The sequence below is a fragment of the Mycobacterium numidiamassiliense genome, assembly GCF_900157365.1.
GTDB lineage: Bacteria > Actinomycetota > Actinomycetes > Mycobacteriales > Mycobacteriaceae > Mycobacterium > Mycobacterium numidiamassiliense.
This window is the reverse complement of record NZ_FUEZ01000004.1, coordinates 2,122,836-2,144,677: the sequence shown is the minus strand read 5'-3', so window position 1 is coordinate 2,144,677 and position 21,842 is coordinate 2,122,836. Positions and strand designations below refer to the sequence as shown.

Below are 21,842 nucleotides of genomic sequence, written 5' to 3'. Positions count from 1 at the left end.
GTGAGCGCGTGAAGGCAAAGTGTGCGGGCGGAGGGACTCGAACCCTCAAACTCTCTCGAGCACCGGCACCTAAAGCCGGCATGTTTGCCAATTTCATCACGCCCGCGGCGTGCCGATCGTACCGCTTGCCGCACCGAAGAATCTGTCGGCGTTGCCACCTAATCTCGGTTCATCACGGCCACGAGAGGTGGACGCACGGGTGCGATCCGCGCAGGAGTTCAAAGCCGTACAGCGCCTTGTTGCGATCGGCAGGAACGACTGTTCGATCGCGCTTCACACGGGCATACCGCGAAGGACTGTGTGGGACTGGCGCAACTGCAGGTCACCAATTCGAGCAAGGAACCTGACCGCAGCATCACCATGCGGCATTGATCATGACTTCTCCGCACTCACGACAAACGCCCTACTGTTATCTGCTCGGCCTCTATCTCGGCGATGGCTGCATCCTCACGCAGCGGCCGCGTCTGACGTTTAAGGATCGTCCTCGGCGCCAAATATCCGCAGATTATCGCGCGCTGCCGCGTAGCCGGCGCGGTCGGGTCTCATGCCCGCCGCCACATTGCGCCCACACCGATCAACGCAACTAGCAGCGCAGGCGCCGGCGATCGGTGCAGTACCGTCGAGGGGTGTCCGCGGAGGGTCTTCGAACGCGTCGCCGTCGTCCCGCGCTCATCGTTCTGGTGATCGTGGCGGCCTGCGGCTGCCTGGCCCTGGGCTGGTGGCAGTGGACGCGCTTCCAGTCGGCCTCCGGCACCTTCCAGAACCTCGGCTACGCGCTGCAGTGGCCGATGTTCGCGGGGTTCTGTGTCTACGCATATCGCAAGTTCGTCCGCTATGAGGAACTGCCGCCCGAGCTGCACAAGGCCGGCGAGGTCACCGAGATACCCGCCGGACTGCTGCCCGAACGCCCAAAGGCCCAGGCGCCGCCCGACGATCCCGCGCTGCTGGAGTACAACGCTTACCTGGCCGAGCTCGCGAAGAATGACGCCGAAGAACAGAACAGGACAACCGCATGACCACACCCGAGACACCCGGAGCACCGGCAGTACCCGGTGACCGGATCCGCACCGCGCTGCTCGGCTATCGGATCATGGCGTGGGCGACGGGTCTGTGGCTGATCGCGCTGTGCTACGAGATCGTCTCGCACCTCGCCTTCCACCACGAGATCCGGTGGATCGAAGTGGTGCACGGGTGGGTGTACTTCGCCTATGTGCTGACCGCGTTCAATCTGGCGATCAAGGTCCGCTGGCCCATCGGCAAGACCGTCGGCGTGTTGCTGGCCGGAACCGTGCCTTTGCTGGGCATCATCGTCGAGCATTTCCAGACCAGGGACGTCAAGGCGCGCTTTTCGCTCTAGGCCAGTGCCCGCAACGCCGGCAGCAGCAACGCGAGCGCGCGACCGCGATGCGACGCCGCGTCCTTCTCCACGGGGCTGAGCTGAGCGGCGGTGCGCCCGCTGAACTCAGGGCCGTCGGGCAGGAAAACCGGGTCGTAGCCGAAGCCGCCGTCGCCGCGCGCTTCCCGGGCGATCGTGCCTGGCCACTCGCCGCGCACCACGGCCTCGCCGGACGCCGAGACCAGAGCGCAGGCCGATACAAACGCCGCGACGCGCCGGTCGTCGGGCACATCGCGCAACTGGGCCAGCAGCAGGGCCGTGTTCGCCCGGTCGTCGCCGTGCTTGCCCGACCAGCGCGCCGAGAGGACACCGGGCATGCGGTTGAGAGCGGCCACCTCCAGGCCGGAGTCGTCGGCCACGCTCGGCAGACCGGTAGCGGCAAACGCGTCGCGCGCTTTGGCCACCGCGTTGTCCTCGAAGGTCGCGCCGGTCTCCGGCGCCTCGTCGAACGGCGCCACATCGTTCAATGACACCAGCGTCAGGCCCGACAACCCGGCTCCGTCGAGCACCCGGCGCAGCTCCGCCAGCTTCTTGGAGTTGCGGCTGGCGACCAGCAGTTCGGTCAGTTTCCAAACGCCTTCGACGGCGCAGACCCTTCGGGCAGCACGCCCGGATACGGCTTCTCCAACGCCTCGCGCTGTGCGGCGAACAACGTGTCGCAGGCGCCGAGCGCCATGTCGAGCAGCTTGTCCAGGGTCGAGCGCGGGAACGTCGCGCCCTCACCGGTTCCCTGAATCTCCACCAGCGTCCCGGTGTCGGTGGCGACGACGTTCATGTCGACCTCGGCGCGCGAATCCTCCTCGTACGGCAGGTCCAACCGAATCCGGCCGTCGACCACGCCGACGCTGACCGCAGCGATCGCGCACGACAGCGGCCGCGGATCGGAAAGCTTGCCCGCGGCCGACAAGTAGGTCACGGCGTCGGCCAGCGCGACATAGGCGCCGGTGATCGCCGCGGTTCGGGTTCCCCCGTCGGCCTGCAGTACATCGCAGTCGACGGCAATTGTGTTCTCCCCCAACGCCGCCAGGCTGATGCACGCGCGCAGCGACCGGCCGATCAGCCGACTGATCTCCTGGGTGCGACCGGACGGGCGGCCCTTCACCGACTCCCGGTCGGAGCGAGTGTGGGTAGCCGACGGCAGCATTGCGTACTCCGCGGTCAGCCACCCCAGGCCCGAACCCTTGCGCCAGCGCGGCACGCCATCGGTGACGCTGGCGGTGCACAGGACCTTGGTTTGACCGAATTCGATCAGCACCGAGCCCGCCGGGTGTTCGGTGAAACCCCGCGTTATCACCAGCGGGCGAAGCTCGTCGTCGAGGCGACCGTCTTCTCGTTTGGACACGACGCCAACCCTAGTCCGCGGGCACTGTGCGCCGGCGTAGGTGGGGGCACCCCCACCCGTGGGATGGATCAGACTCGTTCGGAGTGCCGGACGTCGAACGTCTCACCGCACACCACCGCGTGCACGGGACCGTCGAATTCGGCCTTGGCCTCGCTGATCACGTCCTCTCGCGAGGTCCACGGCGGGATGTGGGTGAGCAACAGCTCGCGCGCACCGGCCTGCGCCGCTGCGCGGCCTGCCTCGGTACCCGAGAGGTGCAGCGCCGGTGGACGGTCCGGCTCGTGCGTCCAGGAGGCTTCGCAGAGGAATACGTCGGCATCGCGCGCGAGCTCGACCAGCTCATCGCAGGTTCCGGTGTCTCCGCTGTAGGTGAACGAGGCGCCGTCGCGATCGGTGATCCGCAGGCCGTACGACTCCGTGGGATGCGCGACCACTCGTGGCGTTATCGTGAGCGCCCCGATGGTCACCGACTCGCCGTCAACCCAGTGGTGCAGATCGAAGATGTCCGAGCAGTCGTCGATCTCCCCGCCGTAGGGCGACGACGCCGCCCCCAGCCGCGACCAGGTGTCGCTCGGGCCGTACAGCAACGCCTTACCCTCGGGGCGCGCCGGGTGATAGCGACGCCAGACGAAGAGTCCCGGCATATCCAGGCAGTGGTCGGCGTGCAGATGCGACAACAGCACGTGCACCGACCCGGGGTCGGCATAGCGTTGCAGCGCGCCGAGCACCCCGCCGCCGAAGTCGATTACCAGTGGCGGAGTATCGGGAGCCCGAAGCAAATAACCCGACGCAGGCGAGTCCGGACCCACCACGCTGCCCGAGCAGCCCAGGACGGTTATTCGCACGGACACTACTGTGCCATGCCCAGTCCCACCATGAGAAAAACATTGCCGCATTGATGTGATCAGAATCTCGCAGTGCCCTTTTAAAGGACACGAACAGGGCCCGTCTACAGGACACGAGATTGAGGGTGCACTGGTTTGACGCCGGTGACCGCGGGCCCCAGAAATCGTGCCGCCAATGCGGTGAAGGCTTCAGGATCGCCGGTAGCTTCGAAGACGCGGCTGGCCGGCGGAGCGTCATGGGAACGCAGCAGATCCCGTTCGGTGAGCACCCGGAGCACTTCCTTGGCCGTTTCCTCGGCGCTGGAAACCAGCGTCACGTTGTCCCCCATCGCCAGTTGGATCAGCCCGGACAGCAACGGGTAGTGCGTGCATCCCAGCACCAGGGTGTCGACCTGGGCCCGCTGCAGCGGCTCCAGGTAACCCTCGGCCAGCCCGAGCACTTGGCGTCCGCTGGTGACGCCGCGTTCGACGAAGTCCACGAAACGCGGACAGGCCACGGCGGTGATGTCGGTATCGCGGGCGGCGGCGAAGGCGTCCTGGTAGGCGTGCGAGGTAATGGTCGCCTGCGTGCCGATGACGCCGATGCGGCCCGTGCGGGTGGTGGCGACGGCGCGACGCACGGCCGGCAGGATCACCTCGATGACGGGCACGTCGTAGCGCTCACGGGCGTCCCGCAGGCACGCCGCGGACGCCGTGTTGCACGCGATCACCAGCGCCTTGACGCCGCGTTCCACCAAGTCGTCACCGATGGCCAGCGCGTGCGCGCGGACCTCGGGAATGGTGAGCGGACCGTAGGGACCGTTGGCGGTATCGCCGACATAGACGATGTCCTCGTCGGGCAGTTGATCGATGATCGCGCGGGCGACGGTCAGACCCCCGACGCCGGAGTCGAAGACCCCTACTGGTGCTAATGGCGAATTCATGTCGTCAATCGCGGCGACGAGGTGCCGGCCTTTCGCTGGGCGCGGGCCTTGCGTTCCGGCGACGACAACCAGTAGGCCGCCACGACCCCGGCGATGGCTCCGCACAAGTGGCCCTGCCAAGACACGCCACCGCACTGACCGAGCACCGGCATAGCGCCGAGCAGGACGCCGCCGTAGGCGAACAACACCACCAGTCCGATGGCGATGTCGATGAACCTGCGCACGAAGATCCCGAACACCAGCAGGAAAGCCAGCCAGCCGAAGATCAGCCCAGAGGCGCCGATGTGGTCGGTCGGCCCGCAGTCGCTGCCGATGTTACCGATGAGCCAGGTGCCGAACCCGCCCAGAATCCACACGATCGCGGTGGCCCAGACAAACCGGGACAACCCGGCCAGCGTCATCAGAAATCCGAGCACCAGCAGCGGGATCGTGTTGGCCATCAGGTGCGACCAGTTCGCGTGCAGAACCGGGGCGAAGACGATCCCCCACAGGCCGTCGGCCTCGAGCGGCCTGATGCCGTTGGCATCCAGGGAGTGGCGGGTCAGCTGGTCGATCAGCTCGACGAGGTAGAGCAGCGCCGTAAAGGTGAGGATGGTGGCCCCGCCCACGATCCAGCGAGACTGCCCCTTCGGTTGCGTTGCCGGTGAACGCGGAGAACCGGAACTGATGCCCATAGCTGCCCTTCTAGACCGATCTCGCTTGGTCCAGGCTACCGGCATAGCCCCCGGTCAACAGACGATCAGGACCCGAATGCTCCGGGCAACGTGCCACGGTATGTCGGTATTCCGGCGATCGACTCGGCGGCCAGCACACCGACCAGCACCGCACGCGCCAGGCAGTCGGCCGCGGCCGCGCCCACTTCGGTCGTCAGTCGCGTCTCCGGGGAAATCCCGGCGGGCGCGTCGGTCGGCGGCGGAACTTCGACGGCCCCGGTGGCCAGGGCGAACACCGTGTCGCCGTCCAGTGGCGTGTGCGCTGGCCGAATGCTGCGGGCCAGGCCGTCCTGGGCGGCGATCGCGACACGCCGGCAGGCCGCGGCACTCAGCGCGGCGTCGGTCGCCACCACCGCGATCGTGGTGTTCAGCGGGTCCAGCGGAGACGGCAGCTGGGCGAGCGCGTCGACCTGTTCGGGCGGCGGCGTCGTCAGCGCGAACTCTTCGATTGAGGCGGCCATCCAGGGCAGGCCAGTGGTCCGGTCGACGATGTCGCCCGCGGAGTTCACCACGACCACCGCGCCGACGGTCACACCCGACGGCAGTGTCGTCGACGCCGTCCCGACGCCGCCCTTGAGGACGCCGGCCCGCGCCCCCACGCCCGCTCCGACCGTGCCTTCGTCGGGCCCGCCGTCGGCATTGGCCGCTGCCTCACAGGCGGCGTAGCCGAATTCCGCCGTCGGCCGGCGGTCCCAGCCGCCGACCGGCAGGTCGAAGATGACCGCGCCCGGCACGATGGGCACCAAGCCACCTTTCATCGCCAGGCCGCGGTCGTGCTCCTCCAGCCAGCGCATGATGCCGTCGGCGGCCGCCAGACCATAGGCACTGCCGCCGGCCAGCAACACCGCATCGACGAACCGCACTGAGTTGGCCGGGTCCAGCAGATCGGTCTCCCGCGTGCCCGGTGCGCCGCCGCGGCAATCGACCGCGCCGACGGTCCCCGGCGGTGTCAGCACCACCGTCACGCCGGAGGCCCATCCGGCGCCCATCGACGCGTCGGGATCCAATCGGTGGTGGTGGCCGACGAGGATTCCCCCGACGTCGGTGATTGAGTTCATCCTGGCGCCAAAAGGATCATTGGCGCCCCATCAGCACCAGGACCAGGTATTCCTGCAGGACGGTCAGCCACTGATACACGTCCAGGTGGGTGGCCAGCGGATGGTTATCGGGCAATCGGTCAGGGCCGTCCTGGCCGATGTCGAGCATCACGCCGAGGGTCAGCCGAATGTCGTTGACCGACGAGATCCACGCGTTCGCGGCTTCCTCGGTCAGCTCGAAGCGACCACCGTTTTCCGGAATCGTGTCCAATAGCTGTTGTGCGGCAACACGTTTGGCGTCGATTATCTGCGGTTCGTGCAGGCTGCGCAATGCGGCGTTGAGACTGTCGACCGTGTCGCCCAGCGGATCTCCGTCGTCGGGTTTGTAGAAATCCGGTAGCAGCCGGCGCAACGTCGGATCGTTCGGCGCGTCCGAGTTTCCGGTCTTGATGCCGGTGATCTCTTCGAGTTCGTCTGAGGGAGAAGAAGATTCGCGCTCATCGAGCAAGCCGATCATCGCGGTGACGAGGTTGCGGAGCAGGGCCGCCTCGTGTGCCGCCAGGGCGGACCGAAAACGGGGACCGTCGGCGGTCTCGACGCGCTTCCACTTGCGCACAGGGAACCCGGATGTCCTTGAATCTCAGCGGTCCTGCTGCATCGTCGCCCACAACCCGGCGGCATGCAGCTTGGACACGTCGACTTCCATGGACTCCCGGCTCCCGGCCGACACCACTGCCTTGCCTTCGTTGTGCACCTGCAACATCAGCTTGGTGGCCTGCGGCTCGTCGTAGCCGAACAGCTTCTGGAGCACATATGTCACGTAGGTCATCAGGTTGACCGGGTCGTCCCACACGATGGTCACCCAGGGACTCGCGGTGACGCCGACTGGAGTGGCCTCGCGCTGCCCGGTGGTTCCCGGCTTGGTAGGCGCTGACGCAACAACCATGGGCTCTAGGATACCGAGACCCGGCCGCCCCGCTGGCAGCCGTTACCGTTGCGGGATGAACGAGCCGCTTCTGGCCGGGCTGCTGACCGACAAGTACGAGTTGACGATGCTGGCCGCGGCGCTGCGCGACGGCACCGCCGATCGCCGCAGCACGTTCGAGTTGTTCGCCCGCCGGCTGCCCCCGGGACGCCGTTACGGTGTGGTCGCCGGAACCGGGCGCCTGCTGGAAGCGTTGCCGCAGTTCAGGTTCGACGACGACGCGTGCCGATTGCTGGAAGAGTTCCTCGACCCGCCCACGGTGCGCTACCTCGCCGATTTCCGGTTCGGCGGCGATATCGACGGCTACGCCGAGGGTGAGCTGTATTTCCCCGGCTCCCCGGTGCTTTCGGTGCGCGGCAGCTTCGCCGAATGCGTGGTGCTCGAGACGCTGGCGCTGTCGATCTTCAACCACGACACGGCGATCGCGTCGGCGGCGGCCCGAATGGTCAGCGCGGCAGACGCGCGCCGACTGATCGAGATGGGATCGCGACGCACGCATGAGCACGCGGCTGTCGCCGCCGCCCGCGCCGCCTACCTCGCTGGATTCGCCGCATCGTCCAACCTCGAGGCGCAGCGCCGATACGGCATCCCCACCGAGGGAACCGCCGCCCACGCGTTCACGATGCTGCACTGTCACCCGGACACATCGCCGGAGTCCGCTGAGCTTGCCGCATTTCGTGCGCAGGTCGACGCGCTGGGCACGGGCACCACGCTGCTGGTGGACACCTACGACGTGACGATCGGCGTGGCCAACGCCGTGGCCGCCGCGGGGGTGGCGCTCGGCGCGGTGCGCATCGACTCCGGCGAGCTAGGCGTGCTGGCGCGTCAGACACGCCAGCAGCTCGACCAGCTGGGCGCGACCACGACCCGGATCGTGGTGTCCGGCGATCTCGACGAGTTCTCCATCGCAGCGTTGCGTGCCGAGCCGGTGGACAGCTACGGCGTGGGCACGTCGCTGGTCACCGGCTCGGGCGCGCCGACCGCGGGCATGGTCTACAAGCTGGTCGAGGTGGACGGCATGCCGGTGGAGAAGCGCAGCAGCCACAAGCAATCCCGGGGCGGTGGCAAAGAGGCGCAGCGGCGGTTCCGCTCGACCGGCACGATCACCGAGGAGGTCGTGTATCCGGCCGGCCGTGCGCCCGACACCACCGAGCCGTTCCGGGCGCTGACCATCCCGCTGATCCGGGGCGGCGAGGTGGTGGCCGACACCAGCCTGGCCGCCGCGCGGACGTTGGTGGCGTCCGGGCTGCGCAGCCTGCCATGGGAGGGACTGAAACTCGCACACGGCGAGCCGGCGATCCCGACAACACAAATCCCCGCCTGACCTCCACTACCGTCGACGACGTGTCCGCGTCCATGCCCGAGCTGCTGGCCATCGCGGTGGCCGCGCTCGGCGGCACCGAACGCAGCGGCCAGCTGCAGATGGCCAACGCGGTCGCGCAGGCATTCGACACCGGCGAGCACCTCGTCGTGCAGGCCGGCACCGGCACCGGCAAGTCGCTGGCGTACCTGGTTCCCGCCGTCGTCCGGGCGATCAGCGACGACGAGCCGGTCGTGGTCTCCACCGCGACCATCGCCCTGCAGCGTCAACTGGTCGACCGTGACCTGCCCCGCCTGGCCGAGTCGCTGGCCGCCGCGCTGCCGCGCCCGCCGCAGTTCGCCCTGCTCAAGGGGCGACGAAACTATTTGTGCCTGAACAAGATTCACGGCGGTGCCGCAGAAGACGACTCCGGCGCGGACGAGGAACGTCCACAGGAAGAACTCTTCAACCCCATGGCGGCCAGCGCATTGGGCCGCGACGTGCAGCGGTTGACCGCCTGGGCGTCGACGACCGATACCGGCGACCGCGACGACCTCAAGCCCGGCGTGCCGGACCGGTCCTGGTCGCAGGTCAGCGTTTCGGCGCGGGAATGCCTTGGTGTGTCCCGCTGCCCGTTTGGCGCGGAGTGCTTTTCCGAACGGGCCCGCGGCCGCGCCGGTGCCGCCGACGTCGTGGTCACCAATCACGCCCTGCTGGCCATCGACGCCGTGTCCGAATCGTCCGTGCTGCCCGAACACGCGCTGCTTGTGGTCGACGAAGCGCACGAGCTGGCCGATCGGGTGACGTCGGTGGCCACCGCCGAGCTGACCTCGGCCAACCTCGGTGTGGCCGCACGGCGCGTCACCCGGCTGGTCAGTCCCGAGCTGACCGACCGGCTCGAAGCCGCCTCGACGACGCTGACCTCCGCGATCCACGACGCCACACCGGGACGCATCGATCACCTCGACGACGAGCTGGCGACCTACCTGACCGCCCTGCGCGACGCGGCCAGCGCCGCGCGGTCAGCGATCGAGACCACCAGCGACGCCAAGGCCGCATCGGCGCGCGCCGAAGCCGCTGCGGCACTGAGCGAAATATCCGACACCGCCTCGCGGATCCTGACGTCGTTCGTCCCCGCGATCCCCGATCGCACCGACGTGGTCTGGCTCGACCACGAGGACAACCGGGGATCGCCGCGCCCGGTGCTGCGGGTGGCGCCGCTGTCGGTGGCGGGCCTGCTGCGCACCCAGGTGTTCGCGCGGTCGACCACGGTGCTGACGTCGGCGACACTGACGATCGGTGGGTCGTTCGACGCAATGGCCGCGTCGTGGGGTCTGCCCGCCCCGGACGACAGCGCCGAGCATCCGCCGTGGCGGGGCCTCGACGTCGGATCGCCGTTCGAACACGCGAAGGCAGGGATCCTCTATGTGGCCGCCCCCCTGCCACCGCCGGGCCGTGACGGCGCCGGCTCGGCCGAGCAGCTCAGCGAGATCACCGAGCTCATCACCGCCGCCGGCGGGCGCACGCTGGGTTTGTTCTCGTCGATGCGGGCGGCCCGGGCCGCGGCCGAGGCCATGCGCGAACGGCTGTCCACGCCGGTCTTGTGTCAGGGCGACGACAGCACCTCCGCGCTCGTCGAGCAATTCACCGAGGACCTTCAGACGTCGTTGTTCGGCACGCTGTCGCTGTGGCAGGGCGTCGACGTGCCGGGGCCGTCGCTGTCGCTGGTACTGATCGACCGCATCCCGTTCCCGCGCCCGGACGATCCGCTGCTGGGCGCGCGCCAGCGCGCGGTGGCCGCCCGCGGTGGCAACGGCTTCATGGCCGTCGCGGCCAGCCATGCGGCGCTGCTGCTGGCGCAGGGATCCGGACGGCTGCTGCGCCGCGTCTCCGATCGCGGGGTGGTGGCGGTGCTCGACTCGCGGATGGTCACCGCCGGCTACGGCGGCTACCTGCGCGCGTCGCTGCCGCCGTTCTGGCAGACCACCAACGCGGCCCAGGTGCGCGGCGCGCTGGAACGGTTGCGCGCCGCGCCGGACGGCGCGTCCGGCTGACTACCCCGCCAGGGCGACCAGACCGAGTTCGCTGGCGGATGCCAGCATCGGGTGCCGGGGCAATATCCGCACGGTGTATCCGACCGCTCCGGCCACCGGCAACGGCGTCGTCGTCGAGAAAACCTGCTTGCCGCCTTCGGCGGTCCCCGTGTAGGACATTTCGACGGTCACCGGATCCAGCAGCACATCGCCGGAGTCGACGCGTCCCACGACGGCCTGCACCGTGACCTCGTCCGGCGCGAGCCCGGCCAGCCGCACGGTCGCGGTCAGGGTGAGCTTCGAACCGAGCAGTGGCGTATCCGGCAGCCCGGTGCTGTCGACGTCGGTGATCTCGATCTTCGGCCACGCTTCTCCGACGCGCCGGCGATAGGCGGCCAGCTCGCGGGCGGCCCCGAACGCGCCGGTCTCCTCATCGGCCGGCGCGACGGTTCGGCGCAGCGACTCCGCCGCCGGCAAGTAGTACTGCTCGACGTAGTCGCGAACCATCCTGGAAGCCAACACTTTCGGCCCGAGTGTCTGCAAGGTGTGGCGCACCATCTCAATCCAGCGCGGCGGCACGCCGTGTTCGTTGCGGTCGTAGAACGTCGGCGTCACCGCTTGTTCCAGCAGGCTGTAGAGCGCACTGGACTCCAGCTCGTCGCGCCGGGTTTCATCGGCCAGTCCGTCGGCAGATGGTATCTCCCAACCGTTTTCGCCGTCGTACCACTCGTCCCACCAGCCGTCGCGGATGGACAGGTTCAGTCCGCCGTTGAGTGCGCTCTTCATTCCCGAAGTACCGCAAGCCTCCAGCGGCCGCAGCGGGTTGTTCAGCCAGACGTCGCAGCCCCAGTACAACAGCCGGGCCATCGACATGTCGTAGTCGGGCAGAAAGGCGATGCGGTGACGCACTTCCGGGCGGTCGGCGAACCGCACCACCTGCTGGATCAACGCCTTCCCGCCGTCGTCGGCCGGGTGCGATTTGCCGGCGACGATCAGCTGGATCGGCCGCTTCTCGTTGAGCAGAAGCTGTTCGAGCCGATCCGGATCGCTGAGCATCAGCGTCAGCCGCTTGTACGTGGGTACCCGGCGGGCGAAGCCGACGGTCAGCACCTCGGGATCGAATGCCGTTGCGATCCAACCTAATTCGGCGTCGGAAGCGCCGCGTTCCAGCCATGACCGGCGCAGTCGCTGCCGGACGTCGTCGACCAGCAGTGCGCGCAGTTGCGAGCGAATCCACCACAGGTGACCGGGGTCGACCTCGCGCAGCCGCAGCCAGACACCCGGATCGCTGAACGCCGCGTCGTCCGGCCCAGCCAGCTCCTGGCCCAGCTGCAACCACTGCGGCGCCGCCCAGGTGCGCGCGTGCACTCCATTGGTGATCGACCCGATCGGCACCTCGGCGCGGTCGAACCCCGGCCACAGCTCGTTGAACATCCCCCGGCTGACCCGGCCGTGCAGCAGCGAAACCCCATTGGCGCGCTGGGCAAGCCGCAGACCCATGTGGGCCATGTTGAACTTCTCCGGATCGTCTTCGGCACCGAGCGCGATGACCCGCTCGGTCGGCACGCCCGGCAAGAGCACGGGCGTCCGCTCACCGGGGGCGTCGTCGGCATGGTCGTCGAAGTACTCCTGCACCATCTCGACCGGGAACCGGTCGATACCAGCGGCCACCGGAGTGTGAGTGGTGAACACCGTGCCGGACCGCACCACCGTCAGCGCGGTATCGAAGTCCAATCCCGCGTCGGTGATCAGCTCGCGAATGCGTTCGGCGCCCAGGAACCCGGCGTGCCCCTCGTTCATGTGGAACACCTCGGGCGCCGGCCTGCCCTCGACGGCGGTGAAAGCGCGGATCGCCCGCACACCGCCGATGCCAGCCAGGATTTCCTGCTTGATCCGATGTTCCTGATCGCCGCCGTAGAGCCGGTCGGTGACGCTACGCAGCTCGTGCTCGTTCTCCGGGACATCGGAGTCCAGCAGCAGCAGCGGCACCCGACCCACCTGTGCCACCAGGATTCGCGCGGTCAACTGTGCGGAGTCGGGCAGCGACAGCTGCACCAGCACGGGATCGCCGACGGCATCGGTGAGCAGTCGCAAGGGCAGACCCTGCGGATCCAGCGACGGGTAGGTCTCGTTTTGCCAGCCCTCTGCGCTCAGCGACTGGCGAAAGTACCCGGAACGGTAGTAAAGCCCGACCGCGATCAGCGGCACCCCCAGATCCGATGCGGACTTCAGGTGGTCACCGGCGAGGATCCCCAAGCCGCCCGAGTAATTGGGCAGCACCCCGGCGACGCCGAACTCCATCGAGAAGTACGCGATCCCTGCGGGCATCGCGACGCCGGCCTGCTGCTGTAGCTGATACCACAAAGGACGGGTCAGGTAGTCGTTCAGATCACCTGCCAGCTCATCGAGCCAGCGCAGGAACTCCTCGTCGAGCGCCAACTCGTCGAGGCGCGCGGGGCTGACGGCCCCCAGCAATTCCACCGGGTCATTGCCGCAGCTGGCCCACAGCGTCGGATCGATGGCCGCGAACAGATCCTGCGTCGCCGTGTCCCAAGACCACCGCAGATTCTTCGACAGCTGTTCCAACGCGGCGAGGCGCTCGGGCAGATGAGCACGGACGGTAAAGCGGCGGAGGGCTTTCACACATGCCTACCTTACTGAGGATCGCGCGGCTCGCAGGCCGACGGACTGGCCGTTCGCCATTGAAGGGTGGCGTGGTCAGACTGGCAGTTCGCCATTGAAGGGTGGCGTAGTCAGACTGGCCGTTCGCCCTGCGGTGTGTGGCCAGCCACTAGGGTGGGTACCGGGTAGTTGTTGGGGCCGCAAAGATGCCGCCCCGCTGAGAAAATTCCCCACAAGAGGAAGTTTCGAAAGACGAGAGGCAATCCGCGAAGCAGCACACCGCGGTCTGGCCGCAAACAATCGGACGAAACGGAGTGGTGGTGCCCGGTCGTGTCGAGATCGATAACGTCCAGCCTGTCGTTTCCTGCGGCACATATCCCGCCAAAGCGGTGGTCGGTGAGGTAGTCCCGGTCAGCGCCGCGGTATGGCGCGAAGGCCATGATGCCGTCGCGGCGACCCTGGTGGTGCGCTACCTTGGAGCGCACTATCCGCAGGTGACCGAGACCCGCCGGATCAAGGCGGTGCAGGCGCCCGAACGGCTGGCGTCCGCGCCGGCGACCAGTTCCCCCGAGCGGGTCAAGCCGCTGGCGCTGCCCATGACGATGGGCCTGGAACCCTACGTCTTCCACGGTCAGTTCACGCCCGACCGGGTCGGTCTGTGGACCTTCCGGGTCGACGGGTGGGGTGACCCGATTCATACCTGGCGGCACGGGCTGGTGGCCAAGCTGGACGCCGGCCAGGGCGAGACCGAACTGTCCAACGACCTGCTGGTCGGCGCCGCCTTGTTCGATCGCGCCGCCATGGGTGTGCCGCGGGCCGGTCGCCAACCGCTGCTCGCCGCCGCTGCGGCCTTGCGCACCCCCGGGGATCCCGTGACGCGCACCGCATTGGCGCTGGCGCCCGAGATCGACGAGTTGCTCGGCGTCTATCCACTGCGGGAGATCGTCACCCGCGGCGAGCAGTTCGGTGTCTGGGTGGATCGGCCGCTGGCCCGCTTCGGCTCGTGGTACGAGATGTTCCCGCGCTCGACCGGTGGCTGGGACGCCGACGGCAACGCGGTGCACGGCACCTTCGCCACGGCGGCCGCGGATCTTCCGCGCATCGCCGACATGGGATTCGACGTCGTGTACCTGCCCCCGATCCACCCGATCGGCAAGGTGCATCGCAAGGGCCGCAACAACTCTCCGACCGCCGTCCCCGGGGATGTGGGATCCCCGTGGGCGATCGGCAGCGACGAGGGTGGCCACGATGCTGTGCATCCGAACCTGGGCACCATCGACGATTTCGACGACTTCGTGGCAGCGGCGCGTGATCTGGGTATGGAGGTCGCCCTGGACCTGGCGCTGCAATGTGCACCCGATCATCCGTGGGCGCGCGATCACCGCCAGTGGTTCACCGAATTGCCGGACGGGACCATCGCTTACGCGGAGAATCCGCCGAAGAAATATCAGGACATCTATCCGCTGAACTTCGACAACGATCCCGCGGGGCTCTACGACGAAGTGCTGCGCGTTGTCCGGCACTGGATTGACCACGGCATCAAGTTCTTTCGCGTCGACAACCCGCACACCAAGCCGCCCGACTTCTGGGCGTGGTTGATCGGCCAGGTCAAAGACACCCATCCCGACGTGCTTTTCCTGTCCGAGGCGTTCACGCCGCCGGCCCGCCAGTACGGGCTGGCCAAACTCGGCTTCACCCAGTCCTACAGCTACTTCACCTGGCGCACCGCGAAGTGGGAGCTCACCGAGTTCGGCAACGACATCGCCGCACTCGCCGACTTCCGTCGGCCGAACCTGTTCGTCAACACTCCCGACATCCTGCACGCCTCACTGCAGCACAACGGGCCGGGCATGTTCGCCATCCGCGCGGTGCTGGCCGCGACCATGAGTCCGGCCTGGGGCGTGTACTCGGGTTACGAGCTGTTCGAGCACCGGGCCGTGCGCGAGGGCAGCGAGGAGTACCTCAACTCCGAGAAGTACGAACTGCGGCCCCGCGACTACGCGGCCGCAGTCGCCGAGGGCAGGTCGCTCGAGCCGTTCATCAAGCAGCTCAACGCGATTCGCCGAGTACATCCCGCGCTGCAGCAGCTGCGCACCATTCATTTCCACGGCGTCGACAACGACGCGCTGCTCGCCTACAGCAAGTTCGACCCGGCCACCGGCGATTGCGTGCTGGTGGTGGTCACGCTGAACGCCTTCGGGCCCGAGGAAGCGACAGTGTGGTTAGACATGGCCGCACTGGGTATGGAGCCATACGAGCGCTTTTGGGTGCGCGATGAGATAACCGGCCACGAATTCCAATGGGGGCAGTCGAATTACGTTCGCATCGATCCAGGCCACGCGGTCGCACACGTCATCAACATGCCACTCATACCACCAGAATCTCGACCCACGTTGCTGCGCAGGAGGTAACAGGGCCCGGAAGGGGAAACACGCATGAGTCAAACCGAGAGCCGCACAGACCAACTCGCCAGGGCACAGCTGGCGCCCGACCCCGCTGAACTGGCCAGGTTGGTCGCCGGCACACATCACAATCCGCACAGCATCCTGGGCGCCCACGAGTACGGCGACCACACCGTCATCCGCGCGTTCAAACCGCACGCGACCGAAGTCGTCGCGATCGTCGGCGACGACCGGTTTCCTATGCCGCATGTCGACACCGGATTGTTCGCAGTGGCATTACCGTTCGCCAACCTCATCGACTACCGGCTGGAGGTGACCTACGGATCGGACACGCACACCACGGCCGATGCGTACCGCTTCCTGCCCACTCTCGGCGAGGTCGACCTGCACCTGTTCTCCGAGGGCCGCCACGAGCGACTCTGGGAAGTCCTTGGCGCGCATCCTCGCTCGTTCACCACGGCCGACGGTGTCGTCGACGGAGTGTCCTTCGCCGTCTGGGCCCCCAATGCCAAGGGCATCAGCCTGATCGGCGAGTTCAACGGCTGGAACGGCAACGAAGCCCCGATGCGGGTGCTGGGCTCCACCGGAGTGTGGGAATTGTTCTGGCCCGGCTTCCCCACCGATGGCCTCTACAAGTTTCGGGTACACGGCGCAGACGGCGTCACCACCGAACGAGCCGATCCGTTCGCGTTCGCGACCGAGGTGCCGCCGCACACGGCGTCACGGGTGACATCGAGCAACTACGTCTGGACCGACGGCGACTGGATGACCCAGCGCGCGCAGCGCAACCCCGTGTTTGAACCGATGAGCACCCTCGAGGTGCACCTGGGCTCGTGGCGGCCCGGCCTCAGCTATCGCCAGCTTGCCCATGAATTGACGGATTACGTTGTCGAGCAAGGCTTTACCCATGTGGAGCTGTTGCCGGTGGCCGAGCATCCTTTTGCCGGGTCGTGGGGATATCAGGTGACGTCCTACTACGCGCCGACATCGCGGTTCGGCACCCCCGACGACTTCCGGGCCCTGGTCGACGCCCTGCACCGGGCCGGCATCGGCGTCATCGTGGACTGGGTACCCGCACACTTCCCGAAGGACGCCTGGGCACTGGGCCGGTTTGACGGCACCCCGCTCTACGAGCATTCCGATCCGCGACGCGGCGAGCAGTTGGATTGGGGCACTTACGTATTCGACTTCGGCCGTCGGGAGGTGCGAAACTTCCTGGTGGCCAACGCGTTGTATTGGCTCGAGGAGTACCACATCGACGGCCTGCGGGTGGACGCGGTGGCCTCGATGCTGTACCTGGACTACTCGCGCCCGGAGGGCGGCTGGACCCCCAACATCTATGGCGGACGGGAAAATCTGGAGGCCGTTCAGTTCCTGCAGGAGATGAACGCGACGGCACACAAAGCCGCTCCTGGCATTGTCACCATCGCAGAGGAGTCGACGTCCTGGCCAGGGGTTACCCGACCGACCAGCCTTGGCGGCCTTGGCTTTTCGATGAAGTGGAACATGGGCTGGATGCACGACACGCTCGACTACATCAGCCGTGATCCGGTGTATCGCAGCTTCCACCACCACGAGATGACGTTCTCGATGCTCTACGCCTTCAGCGAGAACTATGTGCTGCCACTGAGCCACGACGAGGTGGTGCACGGCAAGGGCACACTGTGGGGACGGATGCCGGGAAACAACCACGTCAAGGCGGCCGGGCTGCGCAGTCTGCTCGCCTACCAGTGGGCGCACCCGGGTAAGCAATTGCTGTTCATGGGCCAGGAGTTCGGGCAGCGCGCCGAGTGGTCAGAACAGAATGGCCTGGACTGGTGGCAGCTCGACGAGCAGGGTTTCTCCAACGGCGTGCTGCGGCTGGTGCGCGACATCAACGACATCTACCGCGGCCATGCCGCGTTGTGGAGTCAGGACACCACCCCCGAGGGCTATTCCTGGATCGACGCCAACGACTCCGGCAACAACGTGCTGAGCTTCCTGCGCTACGGCAAAGACGGCTCGGTCATGGCTTGTATCTTCAACTTCGCCGGAGCCGAGCACGGCGGCTATCGAGTGGGCCTGCCCGTCGCCGGCCGTTGGCGCGAGGTCCTCAATACCGACGCCACCGTGTACAACGGATCCGGAATCGGCAACCTCGGCGGTGTCGATGCCACCGACGACCCGTGGCATGGGCGTCCGGCCTCGGCACTGCTGGTGCTGCCACCCAACGCCGCCCTGTGGCTGGAGCCGGCCTAAACACAAGCGCCGCCCTGTGGCTGGAGCCGGCCTAAACACAAGCGCCGCCCTGTGGCTGGAGCCGGCCTCAACACAAGCGCCGCCCTGTGGCTGGAGCCGGCCTCAACACAAGCGCCGCCCTGTGGCTGGAGCCGGCCTCAACACAAGCGCCGCCCTGTGGCTGGAGCCGGCCTAGTACAGCGCGTTGGCGAGATTTCGTCGGCCGACCACGACCTCGGGATCGGCCGGATCGAAGAGTTCGAAAAGCTCGATCAGCCGGGTACGCACCGAAGTGCGTTCATCGCCAGATGTGCTGCGCACCAACGCGATAAGCCGGTCGAATGCCGCGCTTACATCCTGGTTGAGGATTTGCACATCGGCCGCCGCGAAAGCGGCTTCGATATCCCCGGGTGCGGCATCGGCAACCGCGACGGCATCGGGGCGCTGCGTGGTTGCGCGGGTGAGAAAGTCGATCTGCCGGATCGCGCCCTTGGCCTCGACGCTGCCCGGATCAGTCTCCAAGATCGCCTCATACGACTGCTTCGCCGCGTCGAAGTCGCCGTCCTCGAGATGCTGGCGGGCGGCGGTCAGCACCGGGTCGACTTCGACCGCTTCCGCGGAACCGCTTGAGCCCGTTAGCTTGCCGGCCGTGGCCGAGAGAATCTGATCCAGCCAGCGACGCAGTTGATCGCCGGGCTGGACGCCCTGGAAGCTCGACAACGGCTGTCCCGCAGCCAAAGCCACCACCGTCGGGACCGCGTCGACGCGGAAGGCCTGGGCCACCCCGGGTGCCACGTCGACGTTGACCGTCGCCAGCGACCACGCGCCGTTGTCTTCGGCGGCCAGGCCGGCCAGCGTGTCGAGTAGCTGGATGCATGCCTCGCTGCGCGGCGACCACAACGCCACCACGACCGGCACCTCTTCGGACCGGACCAGGACGTCGTTCTCGAAGTTCGCCTCGGTGACCTCGACAACCCCCGGGGCACCCGGTGCCGGCGGGGACGCACCGCCTGCGGGGCCACCCGCCGACGGGGTCTGCTGGGCTCGCTGCTTGAGGCCGGACAAGTCGACTGCGCCGGCGGCCAGCGCGGGCCCGATTGAAGATCGCGGACGCGTCACGTCGTCAAGTTTGTCATGCGCGCCGGGCGTCGATCCACCCGGTGGCGCCGGGCCTACGCGGGAGCAGGGCTGGCGCAAATTGCGACCGTACTGGCCGGTAAACAGGACTTATGACCAAAATCACAACGGCACACGAACATCGCGTGTGAGCAACGCCGACGGAAACGGCGCCGGCTACCCCGCGCGCAAAATCAGCGCATCACCCTGACCACCGGCACCGCACAGCGCGGCGACGCCGTAGCCGGAGCCGCGCCGGGCCAGCTCCAGAGCGACATGCAGCGTGATCCTGGCCCCCGACATGCCGATCGGATGCCCGACCGCGATCGCACCGCCGTTGACGTTGACGATCTCGGGGGCGACGCCCAGCTCACGTGTCGAGGCCAGCGCCACCGCGGCGAACGCCTCGTTGATCTCTACGACGTCGAGTTGGTCAACCGAGATGCCCTCACGGCCGAGTGCCTTCTTGATTGCGTTGGCAGGCTGCGACTGCAGCGTCGAGTCCGGGCCGGCGACCACGCCGTGCGCGCCGATCTCAGCGAGCCAGGTCAGCCCAAGCTCCTGGGCTTTCTCCTTGTTCATCACCAGCACCGCGGCGGCGCCATCGGAGATCTGCGAGGCCGACCCCGCGGTGATGGTGCCGTCGCGGCGAAACGCGGGCTTGAGGCCGGCCAGCGACTCCGCGGTGGTGTTTGCGCGGATACCCTCGTCCTGGGTGAATTGCAGCGGATCACCCTTGCGCTGCGGAATGTTCACAGCTACCACCTCGTCGGTGAAAACCCCGTCCTTCCACGCCGCGGCGGCCTTCTGGTGCGACCGCGCAGCGAACTCGTCCTGCTCGGCGCGGGTGAACTTGTCCACGTCGTTGCGCTGCTCGGTGAGCGCGCCCATCGGCTGGTCGGTGAACACGTCGTGCAGGCCGTCGTAGGCCATGTGGTCCACCACCGTGACGTCGCCGTACTTGTAGCCGGCACGGCTGTCCATCAACAGGTGTGGGGCCTTCGTCATGGATTCCTGCCCACCGGCCACCACCACGTCGAACTCTCCGGCACGAATGAGCTGGTCAGCTAGGGCAATGGCGTCAATTCCGGACAGGCACATCTTGTTGATCGTCAGCGCCGGGACGTCCCAGCCGATGCCGGCCGCCACCGCGGCCTGCCGGGCCGGCATCTGGCCCGCGCCCGCGGTCAGCACCTGGCCCATGATCACGTATTCGACCAGCGAGGCATCGACGTTGGCCTTCTCCAGCGCGCCGGCGATCGCGATGGCACCCAGATCGCTGGCCGAGAAATCCTTCAGCGAACCCATCAATTTGCCGATCGGGGTCCGCGCTCCAGCAACGATCACCGACGTCGTCATGACTACCTCCTAGACGTGCGCCGGCGGCCAATTCGGCCTCCCCGAGAAGCGCAATCTTTGCCGCCAGGTTACCTTTATGTGATGACGACCGATCACGTTGACGCCCGTCACCTCCTGGCTACCTCTTTGGTGACCGGCCTCGACCACGTCGGCATCGCGGTCACCGACCTGGACGCCTCCATCGCCTGGTATCACGACCACCTCGGCATGATCCTGGTGCACGAGGAAGTCAACGACGATCAGGGCATCCGTGAGGCGATGCTCGCCGTGCCCGGCACCAGCGCGCAGCTGCAGCTCATGGCCCCGCTCGACGAAACGTCGACGATCGCGAAGTTCATGGACAAGCGCGGACCGGGCATCCAACAGATGGCCGTCCGGGTCAGCGATCTGGACACGATCTGCGACCAGCTTCATGAGCAGGGCGTGCGGCTCGTCTACGAGACAGCCCGGCGCGGTACAGCAAACTCGCGAATCAACTTCATCCACCCCAAGGACGCAGGCGGGGTGCTGATCGAGCTGGTCGAGCCGGCTTCCTGACAGCGTCCAGCCCTCAAGACCATTTCCTGGTCGGGCCCCGGCTTGCCCGATTGGCCCAGCACGGTGTGTGCCAGTGCCGCCGCTCGTCCACGCCGCTGTGCGGCGAATCGGCCGGCCATACCACCACATGCGCGGTGCCGGAACGGATTTCATGATCGCAGCCCGGGCATCGGTAGGTCTTGATGGCCCGGGCACCAGCGACCGCGCGCACTTCGTACTCGTAGCCGTCGGGTCCCGTTTCCACCCGATGCAAAACGCCCGACAACGAGGCCGACCTTTGCCGGGGCGGTGTGCGGCGCCGAGCCATGCGCCCAGTCTAATCGGGCGAATCAGAACAGCCGGTACTCGTCGCTGTCCATTCCCCGCATCTTGTCGTAATCCAGTGTGAGACAACGAATTCCGCGATCGGTGGCTAAGGTACGTGCCTGCGGTTTAATCTGCTGCGCCGCGAACACGCCCTTGACCGGCGCGAGAACGCTGTCGCGGTTGAGTAACTCGAGATAGCGGGTGAGTTGCTCCACGCCGTCGATCTCACCGCGCCGCTTGATCTCCACGGCGACCGAACCGCCGTGTTCGTCGCGGCACAGCAGATCGACGGGCCCGATCGCGGTCATGTACTCGCGGCGCACCAAGCTGTATCCCTCACCCAGCAGCTGGACGTGTTCGGCGAGCAGTGCCTGCAGGTGGGCCTCCACACCGTCCTTGACCAACCCCGGGTCGACACCCAGGTCGTGGCTGGAGTCGTGCTCGATCTCCTCGACGGTGATGCGCAGCTGTTCGCCCGCCTTGTTCTCGACCACCCATATCGGCGCCGGCCCGTTGAGGTCTTCGGCGAGCCAGCACGGCGGACTCATCCAGTTCAACGGTTTGTAGGCACGGTCGTCGGCGTGCACGCTCACCGACCCGTCGGCCTTGAACAGCAACAACCTGCGCGCCGACGGCAGATGCGCGGTGAGCCGCCCTACGTAGTCGACGGTGCACTGGGCGATCACTAGACGCACCCGACTCACCTTAG

Annotated in this window: 20 protein-coding genes and 1 tRNA gene; 7 read left to right on the top strand and 14 right to left on the bottom strand. The window is 67.3% G+C overall.

The window, feature by feature from the left end; translation table 11 throughout:
- Positions 1–22: 22 nt before the first annotated feature.
- Positions 23–106, bottom strand: a tRNA-Leu gene (locus MNAB215_RS18760).
- Between the two features lie 520 nt (positions 107–626).
- Here MNAB215_RS18760 and MNAB215_RS18755 point away from each other — a divergent pair.
- Positions 627–1,016: a hypothetical protein gene (locus MNAB215_RS18755; RefSeq protein ID WP_077080151.1), complete on the top strand. Its 390-nt coding sequence runs from the start codon at positions 627–629 to the stop codon at positions 1,014–1,016.
- Positions 1,013–1,357 carry a DUF3817 domain-containing protein gene (locus tag MNAB215_RS18750; protein WP_077080150.1) on the top strand — a complete coding sequence of 115 codons (345 nt, stop codon included), beginning with the start codon at positions 1,013–1,015 and terminating at the stop codon, positions 1,355–1,357. The genes MNAB215_RS18755 and MNAB215_RS18750 overlap by 4 nt, the downstream gene beginning before the upstream one ends.
- On the opposite strand, the gene MNAB215_RS18745 is transcribed toward MNAB215_RS18750, so the two are convergent.
- From MNAB215_RS18745 to clpS, 8 genes are all read right to left on the bottom strand, one after another.
- Entirely contained in the window at positions 1,354–1,962 is a 609-nt protein-coding gene (locus tag MNAB215_RS18745) for a non-canonical purine NTP pyrophosphatase (RefSeq protein WP_077080149.1), read from the bottom strand. The genes MNAB215_RS18750 and MNAB215_RS18745 overlap by 4 nt on opposite strands.
- A complete protein-coding gene (rph, locus tag MNAB215_RS18740) occupies positions 1,959–2,738 on the bottom strand; it encodes a ribonuclease PH (RefSeq protein WP_077080148.1) in 780 nt (259 codons plus the stop codon). The genes MNAB215_RS18745 and rph overlap by 4 nt, the downstream gene beginning before the upstream one ends.
- Before the next feature lie 68 nt (positions 2,739–2,806).
- Positions 2,807–3,589 (bottom strand): cyclic nucleotide-degrading phosphodiesterase, encoded by a 783-nt coding sequence (locus tag MNAB215_RS18735; protein WP_077080147.1) that lies wholly within the window; start codon positions 3,587–3,589, stop codon positions 2,807–2,809.
- Positions 3,590–3,687: 98 nt separating this feature from the next.
- Entirely contained in the window at positions 3,688–4,506 is an 819-nt protein-coding gene (gene murI / locus MNAB215_RS18730; protein ID WP_077080146.1) for a glutamate racemase, read from the bottom strand.
- Positions 4,503–5,225, bottom strand: a complete 723-nt coding sequence (locus MNAB215_RS18725; protein ID WP_108637664.1) for a rhomboid family intramembrane serine protease — start codon at positions 5,223–5,225, stop codon at positions 4,503–4,505. Before MNAB215_RS18725 ends, murI begins: the two co-directional genes overlap by 4 nt.
- Before the next feature lie 20 nt (positions 5,226–5,245).
- Positions 5,246–6,277, bottom strand: coding sequence for a P1 family peptidase (locus MNAB215_RS18720; protein WP_077080144.1), 1,032 nt, complete (start codon positions 6,275–6,277; stop codon positions 5,246–5,248).
- A 16-nt stretch (positions 6,278–6,293) separates the two neighbouring features.
- Positions 6,294–6,872 (bottom strand): oxidative stress transcriptional regulator AosR, encoded by a 579-nt coding sequence (aosR, locus tag MNAB215_RS18715; protein WP_077080143.1) that lies wholly within the window; start codon positions 6,870–6,872, stop codon positions 6,294–6,296.
- Positions 6,873–6,896: 24 nt separating this feature from the next.
- Positions 6,897–7,202: an ATP-dependent Clp protease adapter ClpS gene (gene clpS, locus MNAB215_RS18710; protein ID WP_077080142.1), complete on the bottom strand. Its 306-nt coding sequence runs from the start codon at positions 7,200–7,202 to the stop codon at positions 6,897–6,899.
- A 55-nt stretch (positions 7,203–7,257) separates the two neighbouring features.
- Here clpS and MNAB215_RS18705 point away from each other — a divergent pair, with 55 nt between their 5' ends.
- Both MNAB215_RS18705 and MNAB215_RS18700 read left to right on the top strand, forming a co-directional pair.
- Positions 7,258–8,565, top strand: coding sequence for a nicotinate phosphoribosyltransferase (locus MNAB215_RS18705; RefSeq protein WP_077080141.1), 1,308 nt, complete (start codon positions 7,258–7,260; stop codon positions 8,563–8,565).
- Positions 8,566–8,597: 32 nt separating this feature from the next.
- The gene (locus tag MNAB215_RS18700; RefSeq protein WP_077080140.1) at positions 8,598–10,595 is read left to right on the top strand and encodes an ATP-dependent DNA helicase; all 1,998 of its coding nucleotides are present in this window, start codon (positions 8,598–8,600) and stop codon (positions 10,593–10,595) included.
- Here MNAB215_RS18700 and glgP read toward each other — a convergent pair whose 3' ends face one another.
- Entirely contained in the window at positions 10,596–13,217 is a 2,622-nt protein-coding gene (gene glgP, locus MNAB215_RS18695; RefSeq protein ID WP_077080139.1) for an alpha-glucan family phosphorylase, read from the bottom strand.
- 299 nt (positions 13,218–13,516) lie between these two features.
- On the opposite strand from glgP, the gene MNAB215_RS18690 reads away from it, so the two are divergent.
- Both MNAB215_RS18690 and glgB read left to right on the top strand, forming a co-directional pair.
- Positions 13,517–15,607 carry an alpha-1,4-glucan--maltose-1-phosphate maltosyltransferase gene (locus MNAB215_RS18690; protein WP_217348938.1) on the top strand — a complete coding sequence of 697 codons (2,091 nt, stop codon included), beginning with the start codon at positions 13,517–13,519 and terminating at the stop codon, positions 15,605–15,607.
- Positions 15,608–15,631: 24 nt separating this feature from the next.
- The gene (gene glgB, locus MNAB215_RS18685; protein ID WP_077080137.1) at positions 15,632–17,836 is read left to right on the top strand and encodes a 1,4-alpha-glucan branching protein GlgB; all 2,205 of its coding nucleotides are present in this window, start codon (positions 15,632–15,634) and stop codon (positions 17,834–17,836) included.
- A gap of 171 nt (positions 17,837–18,007) precedes the next feature.
- Here the strand turns inward: glgB and MNAB215_RS18680 are convergent, their stop codons facing one another.
- Positions 18,008–18,934, bottom strand: a complete 927-nt coding sequence (locus tag MNAB215_RS18680; protein WP_077080136.1) for a thioredoxin family protein — start codon at positions 18,932–18,934, stop codon at positions 18,008–18,010.
- Between the two features lie 174 nt (positions 18,935–19,108).
- Positions 19,109–20,290, bottom strand: a complete 1,182-nt coding sequence (locus MNAB215_RS18675; protein WP_077080135.1) for an acetyl-CoA C-acetyltransferase — start codon at positions 20,288–20,290, stop codon at positions 19,109–19,111.
- Between the two features lie 78 nt (positions 20,291–20,368).
- On the opposite strand from MNAB215_RS18675, the gene mce reads away from it, so the two are divergent.
- Positions 20,369–20,827 carry a methylmalonyl-CoA epimerase gene (gene mce, locus MNAB215_RS18670; RefSeq protein WP_077080134.1) on the top strand — a complete coding sequence of 153 codons (459 nt, stop codon included), beginning with the start codon at positions 20,369–20,371 and terminating at the stop codon, positions 20,825–20,827.
- A gap of 13 nt (positions 20,828–20,840) precedes the next feature.
- Here mce and MNAB215_RS18665 read toward each other — a convergent pair whose 3' ends face one another.
- Positions 20,841–21,134 carry a hypothetical protein gene (locus tag MNAB215_RS18665; RefSeq protein ID WP_077080133.1) on the bottom strand — a complete coding sequence of 98 codons (294 nt, stop codon included), beginning with the start codon at positions 21,132–21,134 and terminating at the stop codon, positions 20,841–20,843.
- 22 nt (positions 21,135–21,156) lie between these two features.
- Positions 21,157–21,828, bottom strand: coding sequence for an endonuclease NucS (gene nucS, locus MNAB215_RS18660; RefSeq protein WP_077080132.1), 672 nt, complete (start codon positions 21,826–21,828; stop codon positions 21,157–21,159).
- Positions 21,829–21,842 lie beyond the last annotated feature (14 nt).

Bases quoted from the DNA above. Each gene is read 5' to 3' on its own strand.
- MNAB215_RS18750 (WP_077080150.1), top strand. From the start codon at position 1,013: ATGACCACACCCGAGACACCCGGAGCACCGGCAGTACCCGGTGACCGG.
- murI (WP_077080146.1), bottom strand. From the start codon at position 4,506: ATGAATTCGCCATTAGCACCAGTAGGGGTCTTCGACTCCGGCGTCGGG.
- MNAB215_RS18725 (WP_108637664.1), bottom strand. From the start codon at position 5,225: ATGCCGGTAGCCTGGACCAAGCGAGATCGGTCTAGAAGGGCAGCTATG.
- MNAB215_RS18720 (WP_077080144.1), bottom strand. From the start codon at position 6,277: ATGAACTCAATCACCGACGTCGGGGGAATCCTCGTCGGCCACCACCAC.
- clpS (WP_077080142.1), bottom strand. From the start codon at position 7,202: ATGGTTGTTGCGTCAGCGCCTACCAAGCCGGGAACCACCGGGCAGCGC.
- MNAB215_RS18705 (WP_077080141.1), top strand. From the start codon at position 7,258: ATGAACGAGCCGCTTCTGGCCGGGCTGCTGACCGACAAGTACGAGTTG.
- MNAB215_RS18700 (WP_077080140.1), top strand. From the start codon at position 8,598: ATGCCCGAGCTGCTGGCCATCGCGGTGGCCGCGCTCGGCGGCACCGAA.
- glgB (WP_077080137.1), top strand. From the start codon at position 15,632: ATGAGTCAAACCGAGAGCCGCACAGACCAACTCGCCAGGGCACAGCTG.
- MNAB215_RS18675 (WP_077080135.1), bottom strand. From the start codon at position 20,290: ATGACGACGTCGGTGATCGTTGCTGGAGCGCGGACCCCGATCGGCAAA.
- MNAB215_RS18665 (WP_077080133.1), bottom strand. From the start codon at position 21,134: ATGGCTCGGCGCCGCACACCGCCCCGGCAAAGGTCGGCCTCGTTGTCG.